Source organism: Microbacterium sulfonylureivorans, assembly GCF_003999995.1.
GTDB lineage: Bacteria > Actinomycetota > Actinomycetes > Actinomycetales > Microbacteriaceae > Microbacterium > Microbacterium sulfonylureivorans.
Window position 1 is genome coordinate 1,349,028 of record NZ_RJAD01000001.1, and the last position, 20,523, is coordinate 1,369,550.

At 68.4% G+C, this 20,523-nt stretch carries 20 protein-coding genes; 10 read left to right on the plus strand and 10 right to left on the minus strand.

Annotation, left to right across the window (positions count from 1 at the left end):
• Positions 1-59 precede the first annotated feature (59 nt).
• From EER34_RS05990 to EER34_RS06010, 5 genes are all read left to right on the plus strand, one after another.
• The gene (locus EER34_RS05990) at positions 60-2,282 is read left to right on the plus strand and encodes a DUF6049 family protein (protein ID WP_127473601.1); all 2,223 of its coding nucleotides are present in this window, start codon (positions 60-62) and stop codon (positions 2,280-2,282) included.
• Positions 2,279-3,895: a murein biosynthesis integral membrane protein MurJ gene (gene murJ, locus EER34_RS05995; protein WP_127473602.1), complete on the plus strand. Its 1,617-nt coding sequence runs from the start codon at positions 2,279-2,281 to the stop codon at positions 3,893-3,895. The genes EER34_RS05990 and murJ overlap by 4 nt, the downstream gene beginning before the upstream one ends.
• Positions 3,896-4,004: 109 nt before the next feature.
• A complete protein-coding gene (gene trxB / locus EER34_RS06000) occupies positions 4,005-5,009 on the plus strand; it encodes a thioredoxin-disulfide reductase (protein WP_127473603.1) in 1,005 nt (334 codons plus the stop codon).
• An 81-nt stretch (positions 5,010-5,090) separates the two neighbouring features.
• Positions 5,091-5,414: a thioredoxin gene (gene trxA, locus EER34_RS06005; RefSeq protein WP_127473604.1), complete on the plus strand. Its 324-nt coding sequence runs from the start codon at positions 5,091-5,093 to the stop codon at positions 5,412-5,414.
• A gap of 206 nt (positions 5,415-5,620) precedes the next feature.
• Positions 5,621-6,037, plus strand: a complete 417-nt coding sequence (locus EER34_RS06010; RefSeq protein ID WP_127473605.1) for a YciI family protein — start codon at positions 5,621-5,623, stop codon at positions 6,035-6,037.
• Between the two features lie 16 nt (positions 6,038-6,053).
• Here EER34_RS06010 and EER34_RS06015 read toward each other — a convergent pair whose 3' ends face one another.
• Positions 6,054-6,404: a tryptophan synthase subunit alpha gene (locus tag EER34_RS06015; RefSeq protein ID WP_127473606.1), complete on the minus strand. Its 351-nt coding sequence runs from the start codon at positions 6,402-6,404 to the stop codon at positions 6,054-6,056.
• 59 nt (positions 6,405-6,463) lie between these two features.
• Here EER34_RS06015 and EER34_RS06020 point away from each other — a divergent pair, with 59 nt between their 5' ends.
• Complete coding sequence (locus tag EER34_RS06020; RefSeq protein ID WP_127473607.1) at positions 6,464-7,744, plus strand: RNA polymerase sigma factor; 1,281 nt, start codon at positions 6,464-6,466, stop codon at positions 7,742-7,744.
• Here the strand turns inward: EER34_RS06020 and EER34_RS06025 are convergent.
• From EER34_RS06025 to rpmH, 9 genes are all read right to left on the minus strand, one after another.
• Positions 7,729-8,691 carry a ParB/RepB/Spo0J family partition protein gene (locus EER34_RS06025; RefSeq protein WP_127473608.1) on the minus strand — a complete coding sequence of 321 codons (963 nt, stop codon included), beginning with the start codon at positions 8,689-8,691 and terminating at the stop codon, positions 7,729-7,731. The genes EER34_RS06020 and EER34_RS06025 overlap by 16 nt on opposite strands.
• Positions 8,691-9,653, minus strand: a complete 963-nt coding sequence (locus tag EER34_RS06030; protein WP_420845961.1) for a ParA family protein — start codon at positions 9,651-9,653, stop codon at positions 8,691-8,693. The genes EER34_RS06025 and EER34_RS06030 overlap by 1 nt, the downstream gene beginning before the upstream one ends.
• Before the next feature lie 1,004 nt (positions 9,654-10,657).
• Positions 10,658-11,152 carry a hypothetical protein gene (locus EER34_RS06035; RefSeq protein WP_127473610.1) on the minus strand — a complete coding sequence of 165 codons (495 nt, stop codon included), beginning with the start codon at positions 11,150-11,152 and terminating at the stop codon, positions 10,658-10,660.
• A 1,041-nt stretch (positions 11,153-12,193) separates the two neighbouring features.
• Positions 12,194-12,820, minus strand: a complete 627-nt coding sequence (gene rsmG / locus EER34_RS06040) for a 16S rRNA (guanine(527)-N(7))-methyltransferase RsmG (protein ID WP_127473611.1) — start codon at positions 12,818-12,820, stop codon at positions 12,194-12,196.
• 24 nt (positions 12,821-12,844) lie between these two features.
• A complete protein-coding gene (locus EER34_RS06045; protein ID WP_127473612.1) occupies positions 12,845-13,366 on the minus strand; it encodes a Jag family protein in 522 nt (173 codons plus the stop codon).
• A 49-nt stretch (positions 13,367-13,415) separates the two neighbouring features.
• Positions 13,416-14,519: a membrane protein insertase YidC gene (yidC, locus tag EER34_RS06050; RefSeq protein ID WP_127473613.1), complete on the minus strand. Its 1,104-nt coding sequence runs from the start codon at positions 14,517-14,519 to the stop codon at positions 13,416-13,418.
• An 8-nt stretch (positions 14,520-14,527) separates the two neighbouring features.
• Positions 14,528-14,884 carry a membrane protein insertion efficiency factor YidD gene (gene yidD, locus EER34_RS06055; protein ID WP_127473614.1) on the minus strand — a complete coding sequence of 119 codons (357 nt, stop codon included), beginning with the start codon at positions 14,882-14,884 and terminating at the stop codon, positions 14,528-14,530.
• The gene (gene rnpA / locus EER34_RS06060) at positions 14,881-15,216 is read right to left on the minus strand and encodes a ribonuclease P protein component (RefSeq protein ID WP_127473615.1); all 336 of its coding nucleotides are present in this window, start codon (positions 15,214-15,216) and stop codon (positions 14,881-14,883) included. Before rnpA ends, yidD begins: the two co-directional genes overlap by 4 nt.
• A gap of 10 nt (positions 15,217-15,226) precedes the next feature.
• Entirely contained in the window at positions 15,227-15,364 is a 138-nt protein-coding gene (gene rpmH / locus EER34_RS06065; RefSeq protein ID WP_036304730.1) for a 50S ribosomal protein L34, read from the minus strand.
• A gap of 311 nt (positions 15,365-15,675) precedes the next feature.
• Between rpmH and dnaA the strand changes: the two genes are divergently transcribed.
• From dnaA to EER34_RS06085, 4 genes are all read left to right on the plus strand, one after another.
• The gene (gene dnaA, locus EER34_RS06070) at positions 15,676-17,118 is read left to right on the plus strand and encodes a chromosomal replication initiator protein DnaA (RefSeq protein WP_127473616.1); all 1,443 of its coding nucleotides are present in this window, start codon (positions 15,676-15,678) and stop codon (positions 17,116-17,118) included.
• A gap of 428 nt (positions 17,119-17,546) precedes the next feature.
• The gene (gene dnaN / locus EER34_RS06075) at positions 17,547-18,698 is read left to right on the plus strand and encodes a DNA polymerase III subunit beta (protein WP_127473617.1); all 1,152 of its coding nucleotides are present in this window, start codon (positions 17,547-17,549) and stop codon (positions 18,696-18,698) included.
• 43 nt (positions 18,699-18,741) lie between these two features.
• On the plus strand, positions 18,742-19,899 hold the full coding sequence (gene recF, locus EER34_RS06080) for a DNA replication/repair protein RecF (RefSeq protein WP_127473618.1): 1,158 nt from the start codon (positions 18,742-18,744) through the stop codon (positions 19,897-19,899).
• Positions 19,892-20,425, plus strand: a complete 534-nt coding sequence (locus EER34_RS06085) for a DciA family protein (RefSeq protein ID WP_127473619.1) — start codon at positions 19,892-19,894, stop codon at positions 20,423-20,425. Before recF ends, EER34_RS06085 begins: the two co-directional genes overlap by 8 nt.
• Positions 20,426-20,523 lie beyond the last annotated feature (98 nt).

Genomic DNA, 20,523 nt, shown 5'->3' on the forward strand with positions numbered 1-20,523 from the left:
ACCGTAGAATCTGACACGATCGTGCGGTCCGGACATCGCACAGGAGCGAACCACACAGCATGACCGTGACCCCCTCGGGATGGCCAGCCCGTCGCCGCGCCCCACGCGCCGCCGCGGCTGTCGTGGCGATCCTGACGACGATCGCCGCCCTCGTCGTCCCCGCGACGGCGCTCGCCGACACGACGACGCCCACGCCCACGCCCACGCCTCCGATCCCCGCCGGGACGACCGCGTTCACACTGGCTCCGATCTCGAACGGCATCGTCCGCCCGGGTGAGGCCCTGGCTGTGTCGCTGACGCTCCAGAACGAGACGGATGCCCCGACCCCGCCCGCGACCGCGACCTTGTCGCTCGGGCGGACCCCTCTCGCCGACCGGTCGGCGCTGACGGCCTGGCTCGACGGCGAGACGGCGGGTGTGCGCACCGAAGCGGTCACCACCGCGGCGATGGAATCGGTTCCCGCGAGCGCCGAGACCGTGACGTCAGCGCGCGTCGACGCCGCCGATCCCGCCCTCGCCGGGCTCGCACCCGGCGTCTATCCGCTCAGCGCCACGTACGAGTCGACCACCGGCAGGGTGACCTCGACCAGTGCGATCATCGTCCCACCGGCCGGCGACGACGACATCGGCATCGGCGTGCTCGTCCCCATCACGGCCAGCCCGATCGCCGAGGGCCTTCTCACCGCCGCCCAACTGACGACGCTGACCGCCCCCGGCGGTGCGCTCACCGCGCAGCTCGACGGCGTAACGGGCACGGCGGCGATCCTCGCGGTCGACCCGGCGATCCCGGCATCCATCCGCGTCCTCGGCACCGCCGCACCCGAGTCGGCGACCGCGTGGCTCGCCGCCCTCGAGGCTCTCCCCAACTCGCGCTTCGCCCTGCAGTTCGGCGACGCGGATGTCGCGGCCCAGCTCGAGGCCGGTGCCACGCGGCCCCTCGCGCCGACATCGCTCACCGCCTACATGGACCCCGTCGACTTCGTGCCCGACGCCGACCCCACGCCCGCCCCGACGCCCACCGCCGACGTCGACCCCGACGTCCCGGTGTATCCGACGACGGCCGAGCTGCTCGACGTCGGGCCCGGCGCGCGCGGCGGACTGTACTGGCCGGCGGCCGGCACCGCCGGACCCGGGGTCCTCGACGACCTCGGCACGATCCGCGTCGACGATCAGGCTTCGCTGACCGTTCTCTCCTCGGCATCGACCGCCGCGGGCGCCGCAGGCGAGACCGTGGCTGCGCACGGACGGGCCGGCGACGCCGAGCTCCTGGTCTACGACGCCGACGTGTCGGCCGCGCTCGAGTCCGCGTCGAGCCTGGAGGAGCTCTCCCTGCGCGGAGCCGCCCTCGCCGAGGCCACCGCCTACCTCGCCTTCGCCACGCAGGAGACGGACGGCGCCCCCCTCCTCGTCAGCATCGGCCGCAATCCCGAGCGATCCCGCGTGGCCATCGGCACCACGGTCAGCGCCGCATCGACCGCTCCGAACGTGACGCCGTTCACGCTGGGCGGGCTCGCGAACTCCGCGGTCACCGACGTCGAGATCGAGGACGCCCCGGAGGAGACCGCGCGGGCGGACGTGGCATCCGCGCTCTTCACCGACGAGGCCGAGCTCGCACGCTTCGCGACGATCCTCGACGACACGAGCCTCATCACCGGACCCGAGCGCGCCGAGATCCTGCAGCTCCTGGGCCTCGGCTGGCTCGGCGACGATGCCGCGTGGACGGCCGCGGTCGGCGAGCATCGCACGGGCACCCGGGCCACGCTCGACGCGGTGGGCCTCGTGCCCTCGAGCACGGTCAACCTCTACGGCTCGAACGCCGGAATGCAGTTCTGGGTGCGCAACGACCTGCCGTATCCCGTGAACCTCGTGCTGTACGTGACCCCCGACGATCTCCGGCTCGACGTCCAGCGCGCGAACCCGGTGGTGGCACAGGCGAGCAGCAACAGTCGCGTCGAAGTGCCCGTGCAGGCGCGCGTCGGCAACGGCGAGGTCACGCTCGACCTGCAGCTGCGCAGCCGCGCGAGCGTGGCGATCGGCGACCCCGAGTCGGTCGACGTCAACGTCCGCGCCGAATGGGAGACGTTCGGCCTGACCGCCCTCGCCATCGTCGTCGGAGGCTTGCTGCTCCTCGGAATCGTGCGCACGGTGCTGCGCATCCGCGCGCGTCGCCGGGGCGCGGATGCCGCAGCCGAACCGGCCACGGAGGCGACGTCGGAGCCGAAGACCCACGCCGAAGCCGACGCCGAGACGCCGCCCATCACCGATACGGAGGATCACGAGTGAGCATCGGCAGGGCGAGCGTCCTTATCGGCGCCGGCACCATCGTCTCGCGCGTCACGGGCCTGGTCCGCACGATCGTGCTCGTCGCCGCCATCGGCTCCGTCGGCAGCCGCGCGGCCGACGCCTTCACAATCGCCAACCAGCTGCCGAACAACATCTACGCGATCATCTCGACCGGCATCCTGACGGCAGTCATCGTGCCGCAGATCGTCAAGGCGAGCTCGGACCCCGACGGTGGCCGGCAGTTCATCTCCAAGCTCTTCACGCTCGGCACGGTGATCCTCGTCGGCACGACCGCGGTGGCCATGTTGCTCGCCCCCTGGCTCATTCAGCTCTACGCCGACAAGTTCACGCCCGACCAGCTCGCGCTGTCGACGGCGTTCGCGTACTGGTGCCTGCCTCAGCTGTTCTTCTACGGGCTCTATGCCCTCGTCGGTGAAACGCTGAACGCGCGCCGCGTGTTCGGTCCGTACACGTGGGCGCCGATCGTCAACAACATCGTCTCGATCATCGGCTTCGGCATCTTCATCGCGCTGTTCGGATCGGACCTCACGAAGGTCGACCAGTGGGACTCGACGATGATCGCGGTGCTCGGCGGCACTGCCACCCTCGGGATCGTCGTGCAGTCGATCGTCCTTCTCGCGTTCTGGCGCCGTTCCGGCATCCGTCTGCGTCCCGATTTCCGCTGGAAGGGAGTGGGGCTCAGCCATATCGGCCGCCTCGCCGGGTGGACGTTCCTCATGGTCGTCGCCGGCCAGCTCGCCGGCCTCGTGCAGACGCGGATCGTGTCGGCGGCGTCCGGTGACGGGGCATCGGTGACCGTGATGGCGAACGCATGGCTCATCTTCATGCTCCCCTACTCGATCATCGTGCTGTCGATCGGGACGCCCTACTTCACCCAGCTGAGTGAGCATGCCGCGGCCGGACGAGACGACGACGTCCGCGGCGACGTCGGCCGCAGCATCCGCATCCTCGGCCTGTTCATCGTGGTCGCCACCGCCGCCCTGCTCGTGGCGGCGGTGCCGGCTTCGCGCATCTTCACCAACACCGCGGACGACGCCGTCGCCGCCGCCGGTGTGCTCGTGTGCTATCTCGTGGCCCTCATCCCGCTCGCCGTGCTGTTCGTCATCCAGCGCACGTTCTACGCGTACGACGACACCCGCACGCCGTTCTTCTTCACCCTGATGCAGTGCACGATCGTCGTGCTCACCGCCCTGCTCGCCTCGTGGGCGGTGGCCGCCGACAGCATCGCGCTGTCCCAGCTGGCCGCCGCCGTCGCACTCGGCCAGTCCGTCGCGAGCGTCATCCAGGTGATCGTGGCGACGTGGCTGCTCCAGCGCCGGCTGGGCGGCCTGCGGATCGGGTCGTGGATGCTGGCCCTCGGCCGGTTCGCGCTGGCCGCCGTCCCCGCGGCCGGCGCCGGCTGGCTCACGTTCCAGCTGCTCGGCGGCGTCGACGGCTGGACGGTGTCGGACAAACTGCTCGGCGCGCTCGGCGCCGCCGTCATCGGCTCGGTCGTGCTGGTCGTGTATGTCGGATTCCTGGCGCTGCTGCGCGCGCCCGAGCTGTCGACGGCGGTCGGCCTCGTCAAGCGGTTCCTGCCCGGCGGACGCTGAGCACCGGCGGTCTGCGGCGGGCCGACACCGACCCTGTCGGAGGAATGCTCCGCGGCTACCATGTGTTGAGTAATGCGGGGCTGAGGGCCCCGAGACAGAAGGGGTCGCAGTGCGTCACGTCATCATCATCGGTTCGGGTCCTGCGGGATACACGGCGGCCATCTATGCCGCACGCGCCAACCTCGAGCCGCTCGTCGTGGCGAGCTCGGTCGAAGCCGGCGGCGACCTGATGACCACCACCGACGTCGAGAACTTCCCGGGCTTCCCCGAGGGCATCCAGGGTCCCGATCTCATGACGAAGATGCAGGAGCAGGCCGAGCGCTTCGGCGCCGAGGTGCTCTTCGACGACGTCGTCTCGCTCGACCTCGACGGTGCCGTGAAGAAGATCGTGCTCGGCAGCGGCAAGGAGTACGACGCCCGCTCGATCGTGTACGCCACCGGATCCGCGCACCGCAAGATCGGCATCGAGGGCGAAGAGCGACTGTCTGGCCGCGGCGTCTCCTACTGCGCCACCTGCGACGGCTTCTTCTTCCGTGAGCGTGTGATCGCCGTCGTCGGCGGCGGCGACTCCGCGATGGAGGAGGCGACCTTCCTCACCAAGTTCGCGTCGAAGGTCTACGTCATCCACCGCCGCGACGAGCTGCGCGCCTCCAAGATCATGCAGGAGCGCGCGTTCGCGAACGAGAAGATCGAGTTCGTCTGGAACAGCGAGGTCGTGGACGTTCTCGGAGAGGATGCCGTGACCGGCGTCGTGCTCGAGAACACGGTCGACGGCACGCGCAGCGACCTCGCCCTCGACGGCCTCTTCGTCGCGATCGGCAACGACCCCCGCACCCACCTCGTGCACGACAAGCTCGACCTCACGCCCGAGGGCACGATCTGGGTCGACGGCCGTTCGTCGCGGACTTCGGTCGCAGGCGTCTTCGCGGCCGGTGACGTGATCGACCCGACCTACCGGCAGGCCGTGACCGCGGCCGGCAGCGGCACCGTCGCAGCCCTCGACGTGGAGCACTACCTCGCGTCGCTCGGCGAGGCGGGCGCGCCCGACGTCGTCGGAGACCAGATCGAAGGACTGCCCGAGGTCACCGGCGAGTCCGAGGCCGACGCGGCCTGATCCCCTCGTGCGGCCCTCGGAACATTCCGGCGGTGCCGTGCGTTCCACACAGCGACAGACTTTCCCATCGAAGGAGACAAGATGACCGCCAAGGCGACGACGTCGGCCACGTTCGAGCAGGATGTGCTTCAGGCCGAGGGCCCCGTGCTCGTGGACTTCTGGGCGGAGTGGTGCGGCCCGTGTCGCATGGTCTCGCCCGTTCTCGACGAGATCCAGTCGGAGCACCCCGACAAGATCACGATCCTCAAGCTCAACGTCGACGAGAACCCCGACCTGGCCATGAAGTACCAGATCACCTCCATCCCCGCGATGAAGGTGTTCAACAAGGGCGAGGTCGAGACGACGATCATCGGCGCCAAGCCGAAGTTCGCCCTCGAGAAGGATCTCGCCGCGTACATCGCGTAAGCGCTCCACGGACGCAACCCCCGCTGGTCTAGGACTTAAATCCCTGACCAGCGGGGTTTTCTGTTGCATGCCGGTCGCGGCATCCATTCTCAGGCGACCTTTTTTCGGGGAGGATGTCGATCGCGGGCTTCGTCGTTCGACGCACGAAGTGAAGGGGCCGGAGCGGCTCTCACGGGCCGGAGGCTCGCAACGACAAGGAGCAGAAGATGCGTTACATGCTGATCATGCAGGTGGAGCCCGAAGCAGCCGCGCGGGCGGCCGAAGAGCTCGACATCGAACAGGTCATCGCGGCGATGGGCGCCTACAACGAGGAACTGCAGAAGGCCGGAGTCTTCCTCTCGGCCGAGGGTCTCTCCGATGCGAGCGAGGGGTTCCGGGTCGACTTCACGTCCGTGCCCCCGGCGGTCACCGACGGACCGTTCGCCGAGGCTCGCGAGGTGTTCACGGGGTACTGGATCCTCGAGGTCGCCAGCCGTGAAGAGGCCGAGCACTGGGCCAAGAAGTGCCCGCTCGGGCCGGGGGTCGCGCTCGAGGTCCGCCGCGTCAACGAGCTGAGCGACTTCGACATGCCCGACAACGAGTGGATCTCGAAGGAGCAGGAGTGGCGCGCGGCAAACGCCTGAGCGTTCACGCGTGACATCAGGACGCAGCATCCACACGCACCGTCGCATCCCAGCGACGGTGCGTGTTGGCTTCGCCCAGCAGACGCCAGACCGCGTGCGTCAGGGGCGGGTACTCGAGCGCGATCTGGCGCAGCACGCGGTAGTGGCGCGCCGCGTTCGGACGCGAACCGCCGTTCTCCTCGATGTTCTCAGCCCGCAGTGTGAAGACGACGAGCTCGTCGACGGTGGGCAGATCGTCCATGAAGTCCCACGGGTCTTCTCCGGCGCGCAGGCGCTCCGCGATGACGACGGCGAGCTCATCGGATGCCTCGGCACGCAGAAGCTCGAGGCTGGCCCGTCGCCGGGGGAGCTGGTCTGCGTTCGCCACCCATCCAGGGTACGACGCCCCGCCGACGCGACGACGCGCTCCACGCCTACGCTGGCTCCATGACCTCGGCCGACACCCATGCGCTTCGCGCGGTGGAGGCCGTGTGGCGCGCGGAATCCGCGCGGATCGTCGCCGCACTGACCCGCCAGACGGGCGACTTCGCCTGGGCGGAGGATCTCGCGCAGGATGCGCTGGTCGAGGCCGTCGCGAAGTGGCCCGGCAGCGGCATCCCCGACAATCCCGGGGCCTGGCTGCTCGCGGTGGCCAAGCGGCGCGCGATCGACGGATGGCGACGTCGCGAGCGGCTCGCGCAGCGTGAGCCGCTGTTCGTGGCCGACGTCGCGGAGGCCGAGCGGCACGATGCCGTCCCCGAGCTCGGCGATCCCGACCGCATCGACGACGACGTCCTGCGGCTCGTGTTCGTCGCCTGCCACCCCGTGCTGCCGGCACAGGCCCGTCTCGCCTTGACCCTGCGCACGGTTTCGGGGCTCACGACCGAGGAGATCGCCCGGGTGCTCCTCATGACGGTGCCCACCGTCCAGCAGCGCATCGTGCGCGCGAAGCGTTCTCTGACCGAAGCGCACGTGCCTTTCGAGGTGCCCGACCGCGTTGAACGCCCTGCCCGGCTCGCGAGCGTCCTCCAGGTGATCTATCTGCTCTTCACCGAGGGATACGCCGCAGCTGCGGGTGAGCGGCCGGTGCGGCCGGACGTCGCGCGCGAGGCCGTGCGGCTCGCCCGTCAGCTGCGAGCGCTCATGCCCGGTGAGCCCGAGGTCGACGCGCTCATCGCGCTCATGGAGTTCCAGTCGTCGCGCTTCGCCGCACGGATCGACGCGGACGGACTGCCTCTCACCCTCGCCGAACAGGACCGGCAGCGCTGGGATCGCTCCGCCATCGCGCGCGGACGCGCGGCGATGCGGAGAGCGGATGCCTCAGCCCGCGGCCTGGGGTACTACGGCCTCCAGGCTGCCATCGCGGAATGCCACGCGGTGGCACCGTCGTTCGAGTCCACCGACTGGAGACTGATCGTGCGCCTGTACGACGCCCTCGAATCGCTGGCCCCGTCCGCGGTCGTGCGACTCAACCGCGCCGTGGCCGTGTCGATGTCGGATGGGCCGGAGGGGGCGATGGAGATCGTCGACGCACTCGAGCCCGAACTGACCGGGTTTCGGCCGCTGCACGCGGTTCGAGCCGAGCTGCTCGAACGCCTGGGACGGACGGAGGCCGCGGCCGCGGAGTTCACCGTCGCCGCGGGGCTGCCCGGAAACGAGGCCGAGACCGCCGTGCTCCTGCGTCGTGCCGAGGCGCTCGCGCCAGACGGGTCTCAGGCCGCGCCGTAGCCTGACTCGCCGAGCTCCTCGAGAATGCGATTGAGATCCTGGATGCTGGCGAAATCTATGCTGATCTGGCCTTTTCTTGCTGTCAGCGAGATTCGGACGCGTGTGTTGAGCCGGTCTCCCAGGCGCTCGGCCACCTCGTCGAGGTGTGCACGACGGGCGCCGGCCTGCGGCTTCGCAGCGCGATTGCCCCCGGCATCCGGCATCTTCGCGGCAGCCTCGGCTGCACGCACCGAGAGGTCTTCATTCACGATCTTGTCGGACAGGCGCTGCATCGCCTCGGGGGTCTCGAGCGAGAGAATGGCCCGGGCGTGGCCGGCGGTGAGCACGCCGGCGGCGACGCGCTGCTGCACCGGAACCGGGAGCTTCAACAGACGAATGGTGTTGCTGATCTGCGGACGCGAGCGGCCGATGCGGGTGGCCAGCTCCTCCTGCGTGATGCCGAAGTCCTCGAGGAGCTGCTGGTACGCGGATGCCTCTTCGAGCGGGTTGAGCTCGGAACGGTGGAGGTTCTCGAGGAGCGCGTCGCGGAGAAGGTGCTCGTCCGCGGTCTCACGGATGACGGCGGGGATCGAGGTGAGTCCCGCTTCACGCGCCGCGCGGGTGCGGCGCTCGCCCATGATCAGCTCGTAGTCGCCGTCCTCGTTCGCGCGGACGACGACGGGCTGAAGGACACCGAACTCGCGGACACTGTGAACCAGTTCTGCGAGATCTTCGGGGTTGAAGTGCGTGCGCGGCTGGCGCGGGTTCGGAACGATCGAGTGCGGGTCGATGTGCGCGAGGCGCGCGCCGGGGACCTGGATGAGTTCATCGGTCGTCGCCTCGGCCACGGCGATGTCCTCCGCCGTGACGACACGGGGGAAGAAGACATCGGAGGGGCGGTCCTCGGCGGGCTCCGTCGTCGGGATGAGCGCCCCGATCCCCCGTCCCAATCCTGTGCGTTTGGCCATCAGGCACCCCCTTCGATGTTCGATTCGACGTTCACTGCGGCGCGGTCGGCGTCGCGGCGGATGATCTCGACGGCTGCCTCGCGATACGCGATCGCACCAGCCGACTGCCCATCGTAGGCGATGACCGTCTGCCCGAAGCTCGGGGCTTCTGAGACGCGGACGGATCGCGGGATGACGGTTTCGAGCACTTCCTTCGCGAAGTGCTCGCGCACCTCCTCGGCCACCTGCTGTGCGAGGCGCGTACGCCCGTCGTACATCGTGAGCAGGATCGTGGAGAGGGTCAGCGCCGGATTCAGGTGCTTCTGGATCATCCGCACGGTGCCGAGGAGCTGACTGAGGCCCTCGAGTGCGTAGTACTCGCACTGGATCGGGATGAGCAGCTCGGCAGCCGCGGTGAACGCGTTGATCGTGAGGAGCCCGAGCGACGGCGGGCAGTCGATGAGCACGAAGTCGATGTGCTCCTCGAGGTTCGCGAGGTACTCGTCGAGTGCGGTGCGCAGCCGGTGCTCACGGGCGACCTGCGAGACGAGCTCGATCTCCGCGCCCGCGAGGTGGATCGTGCTCGGCGCGCACAGCAGGTTAGGGGACTCCGGGCTGACCTGCACGATGTCGGCAAGCGGGAACTCGTCGATCAGAACGTCGTAGACGCTCGGAACGTCGGCGGTGTGCGGCACACCGAGCGCAGTCGAAGCGTTCCCCTGCGGGTCGAGGTCGATGACCAGAACGCGAGCACCGACCGCGGCCATGGCGGCCGCGATGTTCACCGTGGTCGTCGTCTTGCCGACGCCGCCCTTCTGGTTCGAGACGGTCAACACGCGAGTCCGGCCCGTGAGGCGGACGTCAGCGGCCTCGAGAGCGCGGCGTCGGGCAGACAGGTCGGCGAGTTCACGCGCGAGAGGGGTGTCGTCGAACGAGAAGGATGCCGCGGCCGCCGCCTCGTCGGGCTGTTTCACGTGAAACACTCTCCCTTTCGCGAGCCGATCACAACGCCCTCCACTCTATCTCGCCCCCACCGACGATCCCGTCCGAAGTGCCTCGCTCGGGCAGTTCGCTGCCAATCCGCCCGCCGCCCGCGCGAGCGGCGGCGCCCACGGGTCGACCGCCCACGAGCGTCCAAGCCCACGGGGCGACCGCTCACGGCCGGCGGTGCGCCGCCCGTCTGCGCATCGCGGACTGACCACGGGCAGCCGTCGAACAGTCACGCCGTCGTGACGGGCGACGGCCGGCAACCCCCGTAGTGCGCAGGCGCCCGGCGGTGGAACGCCGTGGCCGCGGCCACCCTCCACCGCGGAGGTCCGACTCGCCTGATCCGCGTGAGACGAAGCTTGCCTACTCCACATCGTCGCGCGGTAGGCAGCGCCCGTCACACGTGAATCGAGACAACAGGCCGTTTCACGTGAAACATGAGGACCCTCACTTTGTGGCAACGTGACCCGCGCGCCGACTGCTCGGGGGTTACACCATGGACAGCCATGTAGCCGCGCGGTTGTCCACTGGTGCACCAACCGAGGATAGGAACACCTCACCGAGGCCCATCATCTTCCGGGCGCTCTGTAGAGCTGCAGCCCGCCGACGGAGTTCGGTCGAGATGTCTCCTTGACGCGCGAGAGGATCACTGTCGCGCCCTGCCCAGTCGTGCCAGAGCCCGGTCGTTCGCAACAGGCTCGCGATCATTCGACCCACATCGTCGCGTGACCCGCGCGGGCTTCGCGGGCGCCCCTTATGGGGGCGGGCCGTGGCGAATCTGCGCAGTGCGATGACCCGTGGATCTGACCTCCCCGAACAAGCGACCATCGGCTTGTCCGCTGGCGCCTGCATCGACCGGTTCGTCACCAGCGGTGTGATGTTTCACGTGAAACTCTCCCGCGAGCGCCGTCCCAGTCACGAGCGCCGCGCATTCCGGCGCGAGGGACCGCCCGAGCCTGGAACCACCCAGGTCGCCGACTCTCCCTCGGATGGTCGTGATTCAACCTGGACGCACTTCGACACCCGGCCGCGCCGACCAGGATTCACCCCGACGCATCGGGGTGGGGAAGGGCATGCGACACCCGAACCGCCGAGCCAGAGGCCACCCGCGTGCCCGCATCGCGGCGGGCTGACGCCCCTCGACCACGCGGATGGGAGGACTCGTCGCCACCGTACGCACGGGACCGCGCGTCGGAGTAACCACGTCTGGGGTGTTGTCCTTGACCGAGCGGCAACGTGATCCGCAATCCGCCGTCCGCACCCGCCTGCACCTCCCGCGCGAACGCCCGCCGTCGATGGAGCAACGGATCATCCATGCCGCCAGGTCGGGACACGACACTTCACAGGCCTTCGCAGCACTGCACACGAACACCAGCACGAGTACCCGCACGAACGCGAGCACGAGCAGCCGCAGCACGACCACGACCACGACCACGACCACGACCACGACCACGACCACGATCACGATCACGATCACGATCACGATCACGATCACGAGATGTTTCACGTGAAACATGCAGCGCGCGCGGACCAGCGAGTCGGGCCCGCACGCGGACATGCACTACCGCTCAGCGCGAACACAACCATGTCCAGCGCGCGTCCAATTGCTAGCCCCCGCGCTCCTTCGTCTTGCGACGTCTGGTGCGCGCGTCTCCGATTCGGAGGAGACGACAGAGTCCGTCAATCGCGAGAATCATCAGCATGTGACCAGCATGGTCGCGTGCTGATCAGCCCGATCTGACACATCGTGCTTTCGGGGAGGGCTTGCGCACGTGGCGTGTTGGGGAGGAGGGGCCGCACCGAAACGGAGTGTTTCACGTGAAACATGCGCGTGCTTGCGTCCCGTTCCTCACACCCTCATCGAGCCCAACCACGCGACGGTCGAACTCCACCCGATTCGAACCGACGGCTCGGGGGCGCCGCACACACCCGCCTGCCCACCCTTGCAGCGCTCCAGTCTTCGATCGCTACGTGGTCCTCGTCGCGGAAGTACAGCACCATGACGAAGGCCCGACTGGTCACGAAACCTGCGTCAGGAAGCCTCGGCCGTCGACCGTTCGGGCTCGCTGTGCGCTCGAATCCACCGACCCGCGAGGTTAGCCGCGATAGAGCTCGGCGCGACGCCGGCCCGGGGGCGACTCGTCCTGTGGCAGCCCGAAGATGACGAGAGCTCGAAGCTGCGCCCGTCCGGCAGTGGGTGCCCTCAGGCATCAGCGGTTCGGGCATCCGTGTGCCGTGGCATTCCCCCGTGGGGTGATCGTCAGCACTCACCGGCGTTCGGCGCGCACCATCGTCGAGTGCCTGCGGAGCCACGCCATCGCACGCGTGCCGTGACCCACGCCGGGCGCGAGCGCCGAGCACCTCGTGCGGAGAACTGAGGGTGGCGGACTTGGCCACGCATCGTGATCATCTCGGTGGTGACGCGTCCGCATCAGTACGGAGCCATCGTCGGGGAGGTATGGCCGTTCGCCATCACTCCCGCGCGACCCGACCTCGAGGCCGAGCGTGGCTCATGGGCCGGGGGTGAGGCGCCGAGTCAGCGAACCGTCGCGCGCACCACGCGGGAGGGCTCCGCAAGCAGTCCTTCACCGACCATCTCGATGCGTGCGTTCGTCACACGGAACTTGCGGAGCTGCTTCTCGGCGGCCTCGATCTCGTTGGACGCACTCGCGCCCTTGAGGAGGATCAACTCACCGCCGTCGCGAACCAGGGGAGCGGTGATCGGCACGAGCGTGCGCAGCGCGCTGACCGCACGAGCAGTCACCGCGTCCAGCGCGGCACCGCCTTTCCAGTCCTCGGCGCGGGCACGAACGACCTCGACATTCGACAGACCCAACGCGTCGACCTGCTCGGATAGCCAGGTGACGCGGCGCTCCATCGGCTCGATCAGAACCCATTCGACGTCCGGACGGGCAATGGCGAGGACGAGCCCCGGCAGCCCGGCACCTGACCCGACGTCACCGACACGGCCCGGGGAGAACAGCGGGGCGATGACCGCGCTGTTCAAGATGTGACGCGACCAGAGCCGCGGGGGTTCGAGCGGCCCGATGAGGCCTCGCTCTTCGCCGTGCTGCCCAAGCGCATCGGTGAACCGCCGCGCAAGGTCGATCCTGTCGCCGAAGATCACTTCGGCGACAGCGGGCTCGGTCTCGATCTCGATCATCGGTGTTTCACGTGAAACGTCACGTCACGCACGACGAATGACCGTGTGGCGGTCGGCGCCCTCGCCGTACGACTCGGAGATGAACCCGCGCTCCGACACGATGTCGTGCACGAGCTTGCGCTCGTAGCTGGACATCGCGGGGAGCGAGGCCTGCGATGCGCCCTCTTCGAGCCTGTCGATCGCGCGGTCCACGAGGGTCGCGAGCTGACGCTGACGCGTGTCGCGCGAGCCGCCGACGTCGAGGATGAGACGCGAGAACCGACCTGTGCGGTTCTGCACCGCGATGCGCGTGATCTCCTGCAGCGCCTGAACCGTGTCGGGGTCGGCGATCAGCGACACGGAGCCGCCTTCGGGCGCCTCCACCGAGACGTAAGCGCGGCCGGCACGGACATCGAGGTCGAGATCCCCGTCGATGTCGGCGATGTCGAGCAGACCCTCGAGGAAGTCGGCGGCGATGTCGCCCTCCTGCTCGAGCTGCTCCACGGTCGCGGGCTCGCGCTCGGCGGGCACCACATCGGTGGGGGCGTAGTCGGGCGTAGTCGTCATGGTGTCCTCAGGGTGCGTCGGGTCGTCATGGGCGGAGGCGAAGAGGGGGTCAGGATGCCGCGCCCGCGGCATCTGCCGACGGGTCACCGCCACCGGGCTTCTTCTGCGCCTGCTTCTTGGCGCGCTGCTTGTTCACCGGCTGCTGACGCTTCGGGGTGGCTGCGCGAGCCTTCTCGGCCTCTTCGTACAGGCGCTGCTGCTCGGCGAGGTACTTCTCCATGGGAACGACCTTGCCCGACGAGTCGATGGCCTTGCCCTTGCGTGCGAGGCGCTCTTCGCGAGCCTTCGCCGCCTCCGAGCCCGGGGTGGGCATCTCACGGATGACGAGGAACTGCTGGCCCATCGTCCACAGATTCGACACGAACCAGTAGATGACGACACCGAGCGGGAAGAAGACGCCCGAGAACACGAAGGCGAACGGCAGGACGTAGAGCATGATCTTCTGCATCTGGTACGCCTGGCCGGTCTTGGCCTCGGGGGAGAGGTTCTTCGAGATGATCTGCAGCTGGGTGAAGAACTGCGACGCGATCATCAGGACGACGAGGGTCGCGAGGATCGCGATCGCTGCGGTGTTGCCGGTGTTGACGGCGTCGATGAGCGTCTCGTGCAGCGACGCGACACCGAAGAGCTTCGCGTTGTAGAACTCCTGGGTGAGCTCCGCGTTGAGTAGTCCCACACCGCCGATGCCCGCCGAGGCATGCTTGGTCACGTCGTTGAGCACGCTGAACAGCGCGAAGAAGATCGGCATCTGCACGAGCAATGGCAGGCAGCTCGAGACCGGGGTGGTGCCGTGCTTCTTGTACAGGGCCATCGTCTCTCGGCTCATCGCCTCGCGAGAGAGCTGATCACGCTTGCCCTTGTACTTCTCTTGAACTTTTCGCAGTTCAGGAGCAATTTCCATCATCTTGCGCTGGCTCTTGATCTGCTTGACGAAGAGCGGGATGAGCGCAGAGCGGACGACGATCACGAGGCCGACGATCGACAGCACCCACGTGATGCCGTCTCCCGGAGGAAGGCCGATCGCGGTGAAGAACCAGTGCCATGCGACGAGCACGGCTTCGACGGCCCACTTGAGGGGCCAGAGGATGATCCCGATGAGATCGAACCCGCCGCTCGGCTGCGCGGCGGGGGTGGAGGCCAGCAAGAGATCCATGCGGAGGATCAGTCCTTTCCAGTGGGTGCAGGCACGACGAACCCGTGCGGGGTCAGTCCGTGCCGGAAGTGCTTGTGCGCCGGGACGTCGTCGACGCCGCCCACGGCCCACGGGTGACAGCGGGCGAGCCGGGCGGCCGTGAGAGCGGCTCCCTTGACGGCGCCGTGCTGCTGGACCGCGCCGACGGCGTATGCCGAACACGACGGGTAGTACTTGCAGACGTCCCCGTAAGTCGGAGAGATCGTCGCGCGGTAGCCGTGCAAGAGGGCGAGGACGGCATTGCGGGGGAGCAGCGGAAGTGCTCGGAGAGAACCGGATGCCTCGAACCGCGCGTCGCCGAGCGCGTACGCCGGCAGGACGCTCACGCCGCCCTCCGTGCGAGGCAGCCGGCGACCTCGTCGCGCAGTTCGCTGAACGGGATGGTCGCGGCGCTCGGAAGGGCGCGGATCACGATGTCGTTCCCGGGACGAAGGGTGGGGAGCACCTCGGCGCAGAGCGCCTTCAGGCGTCGGCGGACGGTGTTCCGTACAACGGCACCGCCGACCTGGCGGCTGACGATGAAACCGAACCGCGCCGGGCCATCGGCCACGGCGGGATTCACATAAGTCACGGTGTGCGCACCGGCGCACCGACGACCCCGACGGACGACGGCCTTGTACTCCGCTCCGCGGGTGAGTCGGTTCGGCCTCGCCAGCACCGCTCGGGGATCAGGCCGAGAGCTCGGTGCGGCCCTTGCCGCGACGAGCCGAAAGGATGGCGCGGCCGGCGCGGGTGCGCATGCGGGCACGGAAGCCGTGCTTCTTGGCGCGACGGCGGTTGTTGGGCTGGAAGGTGCGCTTGCTCATGGGGATCGCTTCCGGATCGGGTGTCACCGGGAGTCTGAGACCGGAGACGCTACGTACAAAGGGACTGCCGCGAGGGCATAAGTCAACCGATTTAGGGTACGCCGGACCGCCTGAGAACTCAAACCGAGCGACGGGGACGTGGCATTATGCCCGGGTCGCGGCATCCATCCTGGCAACGACACACCCACCCGATCTACAGTGGAGTTTGCTCCCGGGACGCCCGCTGACTAGCGTGGCTCCGGCAGTTATCCACAGGCCCGGCTCACTCATTCCGGGGCCTCCGGTGGAATCATCAACAACCCGGGGGGGCCATGTCACCGCACGAGAATCCAGATGTTCCGGTCTGGACGGCGGTGCTCGATGCGCTCGTGGGGGACGAGCGGATCACCCCGCAGCTCCACGGGTTCCTCAGCCTCGCGGTGCCGCAGGGCGTCATGGGCGGAACCCTGTACCTCGACGTTCCGAACGACCTCACCGCAGCGCAGTTCACCAAGCGCATGCGCACGCCGATCATGGAAGCCCTGGCTCAGGTGCCCCAGGACGACGTGAACCGCGCCACCACGTTCCGGGTTGTCGTGAATCCCGATCTCGCCGATGCGCACCTCACGGCGCCCATCCCGGTCCAGAGCCAGGGCGCGGCGAGCGCGGCGCCCGCGCCCGCCCCGATCAGCCGTCAGCCCCGCGAAGACACAGCCGAGGCGGCATCGTCGGGCTCGCGCAGCGACACGCGGCTGAACCCCAAGTACACGTTCGACAACTTCGTCATCGGACAGTCGAATCGGTTCGCTCACGCGGCGGCGGTCGCCGTGGCAGAGGCGCCGGCGAAGGCGTACAACCCGCTCTTCATCTACGGCGACTCCGGTCTCGGCAAGACGCACCTCCTGCATGCGATCGGCGACTACGCGCTCAGCCTCTACGCCGGCATCCGCGTCCGCTACGTGTCGAGCGAGGAGTTCACGAACGACTTCATCAACTCGATCGCGAACAACCGCGGGTCGGCGTTCCAGGCGCGCTACCGCGATGTGGACATCCTCCTGATCGACGACATCCAGTTCCTGCAGGGTCGCGCCGAGACCCAGGAAGCCTTCTTCCACACGTTCAATACGCTGCACGACCACGACAAGCAGGTCGTGATCACCAGCGATGTGCCCCCCAAGCACCTGACCGGGTTCGAGGACCGCATGCGAAGCCGGTTCGAGTGGGGCCTCATCACGGACGTTCAGGCGCCCGACCTCGAGACGCGCATCGCGATCCTCCGCAAGAAGGCGCAGAGCGAGCGTCTGCACATTCCCGACGAGGTGCTCGAGTACATCGCCACCGTGGTGTCGTCGAACATCCGCGAGCTCGAGGGCGCCCTGATCCGCGTCTCCGCGTTCGCGAGCCTCAACCGCTCGACGCTCGACATGTCGCTCGCGCAGACCGTGCTGCGTGACATCGTGGATCAGGACGACGCCAACGTCATCTCGCCGACCGACATCATCACGGCGACCGCGGCCTACTTCAAGCTCACTGTCGACGACCTGTACGGCTCCAGCCGTTCACAGTCCGTGGCGACCGCCCGCCAGATCGCCATGTACCTGTGCCGTGAGCGCACGAGCCTGTCGCTCCCGAAGATCGGCCAGTTGTTCGGCAACCGCGACCACACCACGGTCATGTACGCCTACAAGAAGATCAGCGACCTCATGAAGGAGCGTCGCTCCATCTACAACCAGGTGTCCGAGATCACCACTCAGCTGGGCCGCAACGGCCGCTGACCGCTCGTGCGGACATATGCCGCAAGAAGTGCTTGACACATGCTCCGGGCGGGGCCATTATTTCCGTTCTTCACAGTGTGGAAAACCTGTGGATAACTCTCCGACCCTGCGGAAACATTGTGGGTGCGGAGCCGGAGCCTGTGGATGGATGTCGAAAACGGGCCGCCGCCGCCGACACCTTCCTGAGCTGGTTCCGCAGCTGCTCCACAACTCACAAAGATGTGATTCCGGTGTCCCGACAGGGATCGGCCGAGTTGTCCACAGTTTCCACAGCCGTTAACACCATGACAAGAAGTATTTGAAGATTCCCCGTCCGATCACCTTGACGGTGGAAAGACCGGTGGACGGGATGCCGCATCCCATCGGGACTAGCATCGACACGGCCTGCCACTAGCATGGGAGGCCCAACCGCAGTCGAGGGAGCATTCGTGAAGTTCCACGTCAATCGCGATGTGTTCAGCGAAGCCGTGTCATTCGTCGTCAAGCTCCTGCCGCAGCGAAACCCGCAGCCGATCCTGGCGGGGGTGCTGATCGAGGCATCCGATGCAGGACTGTCACTCGCGGCGTTCGACTACGAGGCGTCCGCGCGGACCACGATCGAGGCGACCGTCGACGAGCCGGGCACGATCCTGGTCCACGGCCGGCTGCTCTCCGAGATCGCGAGCCGCCTGCCCAATGCGCCCATCCAGGTCGAGGTCGACGAAGACGGCGGGATCCTGCTCACCTGCGGCTCCGCCAGGTTCACACTCGCCTCGATGCCGGTGCAGGAGTACCCCGCCATCCCCGAGGTCACCGGCGACTCCGGGCTCGTGCCGGCGGAAGACTTCGCGACGGCGATCGCACAGGTCGCCTTCGCCGCTTCGCGCGACGACGTGACCCCCGTCCTCACCGGAGTGCAGCTCGAGGTGTCGGGCACGGGCCTGAGCCTCGTCGCCACCGACCGCTACCGTGTGGCGCTCCGCGAGATCCCGTGGGATGGCGGCGGAACCTCGTCCGACGAGCCCACGACGGCCCTCGTCCCGGCCCGCACGCTCACCGAGGTCGGCAAGACGTTCGCCCACGGCGGCGACATCTCGATCGCGTTCTCAGGATCGGGAGACCGCGAGATCATCGCGTTCACCGCGGGCAACAAGACGGTCACCTCCCTGCTCATCAAGGGCAACTTCCCGCCCGTGCGGCGGCTGTTCCCCGAGGCCACCGAGCACCACGCGGTCGTCAACACCGCCGAGCTGGCCGAAGCGGTGCGACGCGTGTCTCTCGTGCTCGACCGGTCCGCCCCGCTGCGGTTCACCTTCACGACCGACAGCGTGTCGATGGATGCCTCGGGCACCGAGCAGGCACGTGCGACCGAGTCGGTCGACTCGAACCTGGTCGGCGAGGACGTCACGCTGGGTCTCAATCCTCAGTACCTGCTCGAGTCGCTGAGTGCGGTCAAGAGCGAGTTCGCCCGCATCACGTTCACCTCGAGCGACAACGCGAACAAGCTGAGCCCCGTGCTCATCACGCCGCAGACGTCGGTCGACAAGGCCGGCGCGGACTCGTTCCGCTACCTGCTGCAGCCGAACCTGCTCCTCCGCTGACGGCGATCCGGCCGGAGTCCGCGGCCGTCATTAGGCTTGACCGGTGATCGTGGAGCAGCTGAGTCTCGTGGACTTCCGCAACTACGCGGTCGCCGAGGTCTCGCTGGGTCGGGGTCCGAACGTCTTCGTCGGCCGCAACGGGCAGGGCAAGACCAATCTGGCTGAGGCCATCGGCTATTTCGCGACCCTCGGGTCTCATCGCGTGTCGAACGACGCACCGATGGTGCGCGACGGAGCGGATGCCGCGATCATCCGGGCGAGACTCGCCCACGGCGACCGGCAGGTGCTCCTCGAGGTCCAACTCAATCGCCAGGGTTCGAACAAGGCCCGGGTCAACGGCGCACCCGTGAAGCCGGCAGAACTTCCCCGCTACGCGCAGGTCGTGCTGTTCGCCCCCGAAGACCTGCAGATCGTCCGCGGCGATCCGTCGGCACGTCGACGGTTCGCCGACCAGCTTCTCGTGCAGCGTTCCCCTCGGATGGCCGGGGTACTGGCCGATTACGATCGCGTCCTCAGACAGCGCACCGCCCTGCTGAAGTCGGCGAAGGCGCGCGGAATCCGCGGTGACGCGCTGACGACCCTCGACGTCTGGGACGACAAGCTCGTGGCGCTGGGCACCGAGCTCATCGAGGCCCGCCTCGGACTCGCCGCCGATCTGGCGGCACCCCTGGCGGCGGCGTACACGGCCATCGCGGGCGCCGACCACCGCCCCGAGGCCGAGTGGGCACTGTCGGTGTCGGGCTCCGATCCCGAAGAGGGCACCGATGCTCCGGTGGCCGAGGCATCCGGGTCCCGCATCGCGGATCTCTTCCGCCAGGCGCTCGCCGCCCGTCGCAGCGCAGAGCTCGACCGCGGACTGACGTTGGTCGGCCCGCACCGCGACGACCTCGTCCTCCGCGTCCGGGGCCTTCCCGTGAAGGGATACGCGTCGCACGGCGAATCGTGGTCGGTCGCCCTCGCGCTGCGCCTCGCCTCGGCGGAGCTCCTTCGTGCGGAGTCCCGCCTCGGCGACCCCGTCCTGATCCTCGACGACGTCTTCGCCGAACTCGACACCGATCGTCGCGCGCGGCTCGCCCAGCTCGCCGGCGGCTACGAGCAGGTGGTCGTGACCGCCGCGGTGGAGGAGGATGTCCCCGCGGCACTTCGCGCGCGCATCGTGCGTGTCGAGGGCGGCACGATCGTGGAGGCGGAGGATGCCTGATCCCGGCGCGCGTCAGGGGGACGCGGCATCCGTTCCGTCGGTACCGGCACAAGCGATCCCGGAGACCGTCGCGACGTACCTCCGCCTGCGCGGACTCGAGCCGTCCGCGCGGTCGTATCGCAAGCGCCGCCGACGCGCCGACGACGATGAGAACGCCCCGTTCACGCCCGGGCGCGACCCCCGCGGCGTCGCCGATGTGCTTTCGGCGCTCACCCGAGAAGCGGGCTGGGACAAGGAGCTCGCCCGAGAGGACGTCGTCCGCGCGTGGTCCGACGTCGCCGGCGAGGACACCGCGGGGCACACCCGGCCGGTCGCGTTCTCGGAGGGCACGCTGACCGTTCAGGCGGACTCCACGGCATGGGCCAAGCAGCTGCAGCTGATGCGCGCGCACATCCTGTCGGAGATCGTCCGGCGGTTCCCCGACGCCGGCGTCGACGCGATCCGCTTCATCGGGCCGGACGTCCCCTCCTGGAAATGGGGTCCCAGAACGATTCCAGGGCGTGGCCCGCGCGATACCTACGGCTGATCCACGTCAGATATCGTCCGGAACGATTTCCGTTCGCCACAGGGGCGCAGAACCCCTGAACCGAGGCCTTTACTTGATAGACTGTCAGTGCCCGCACC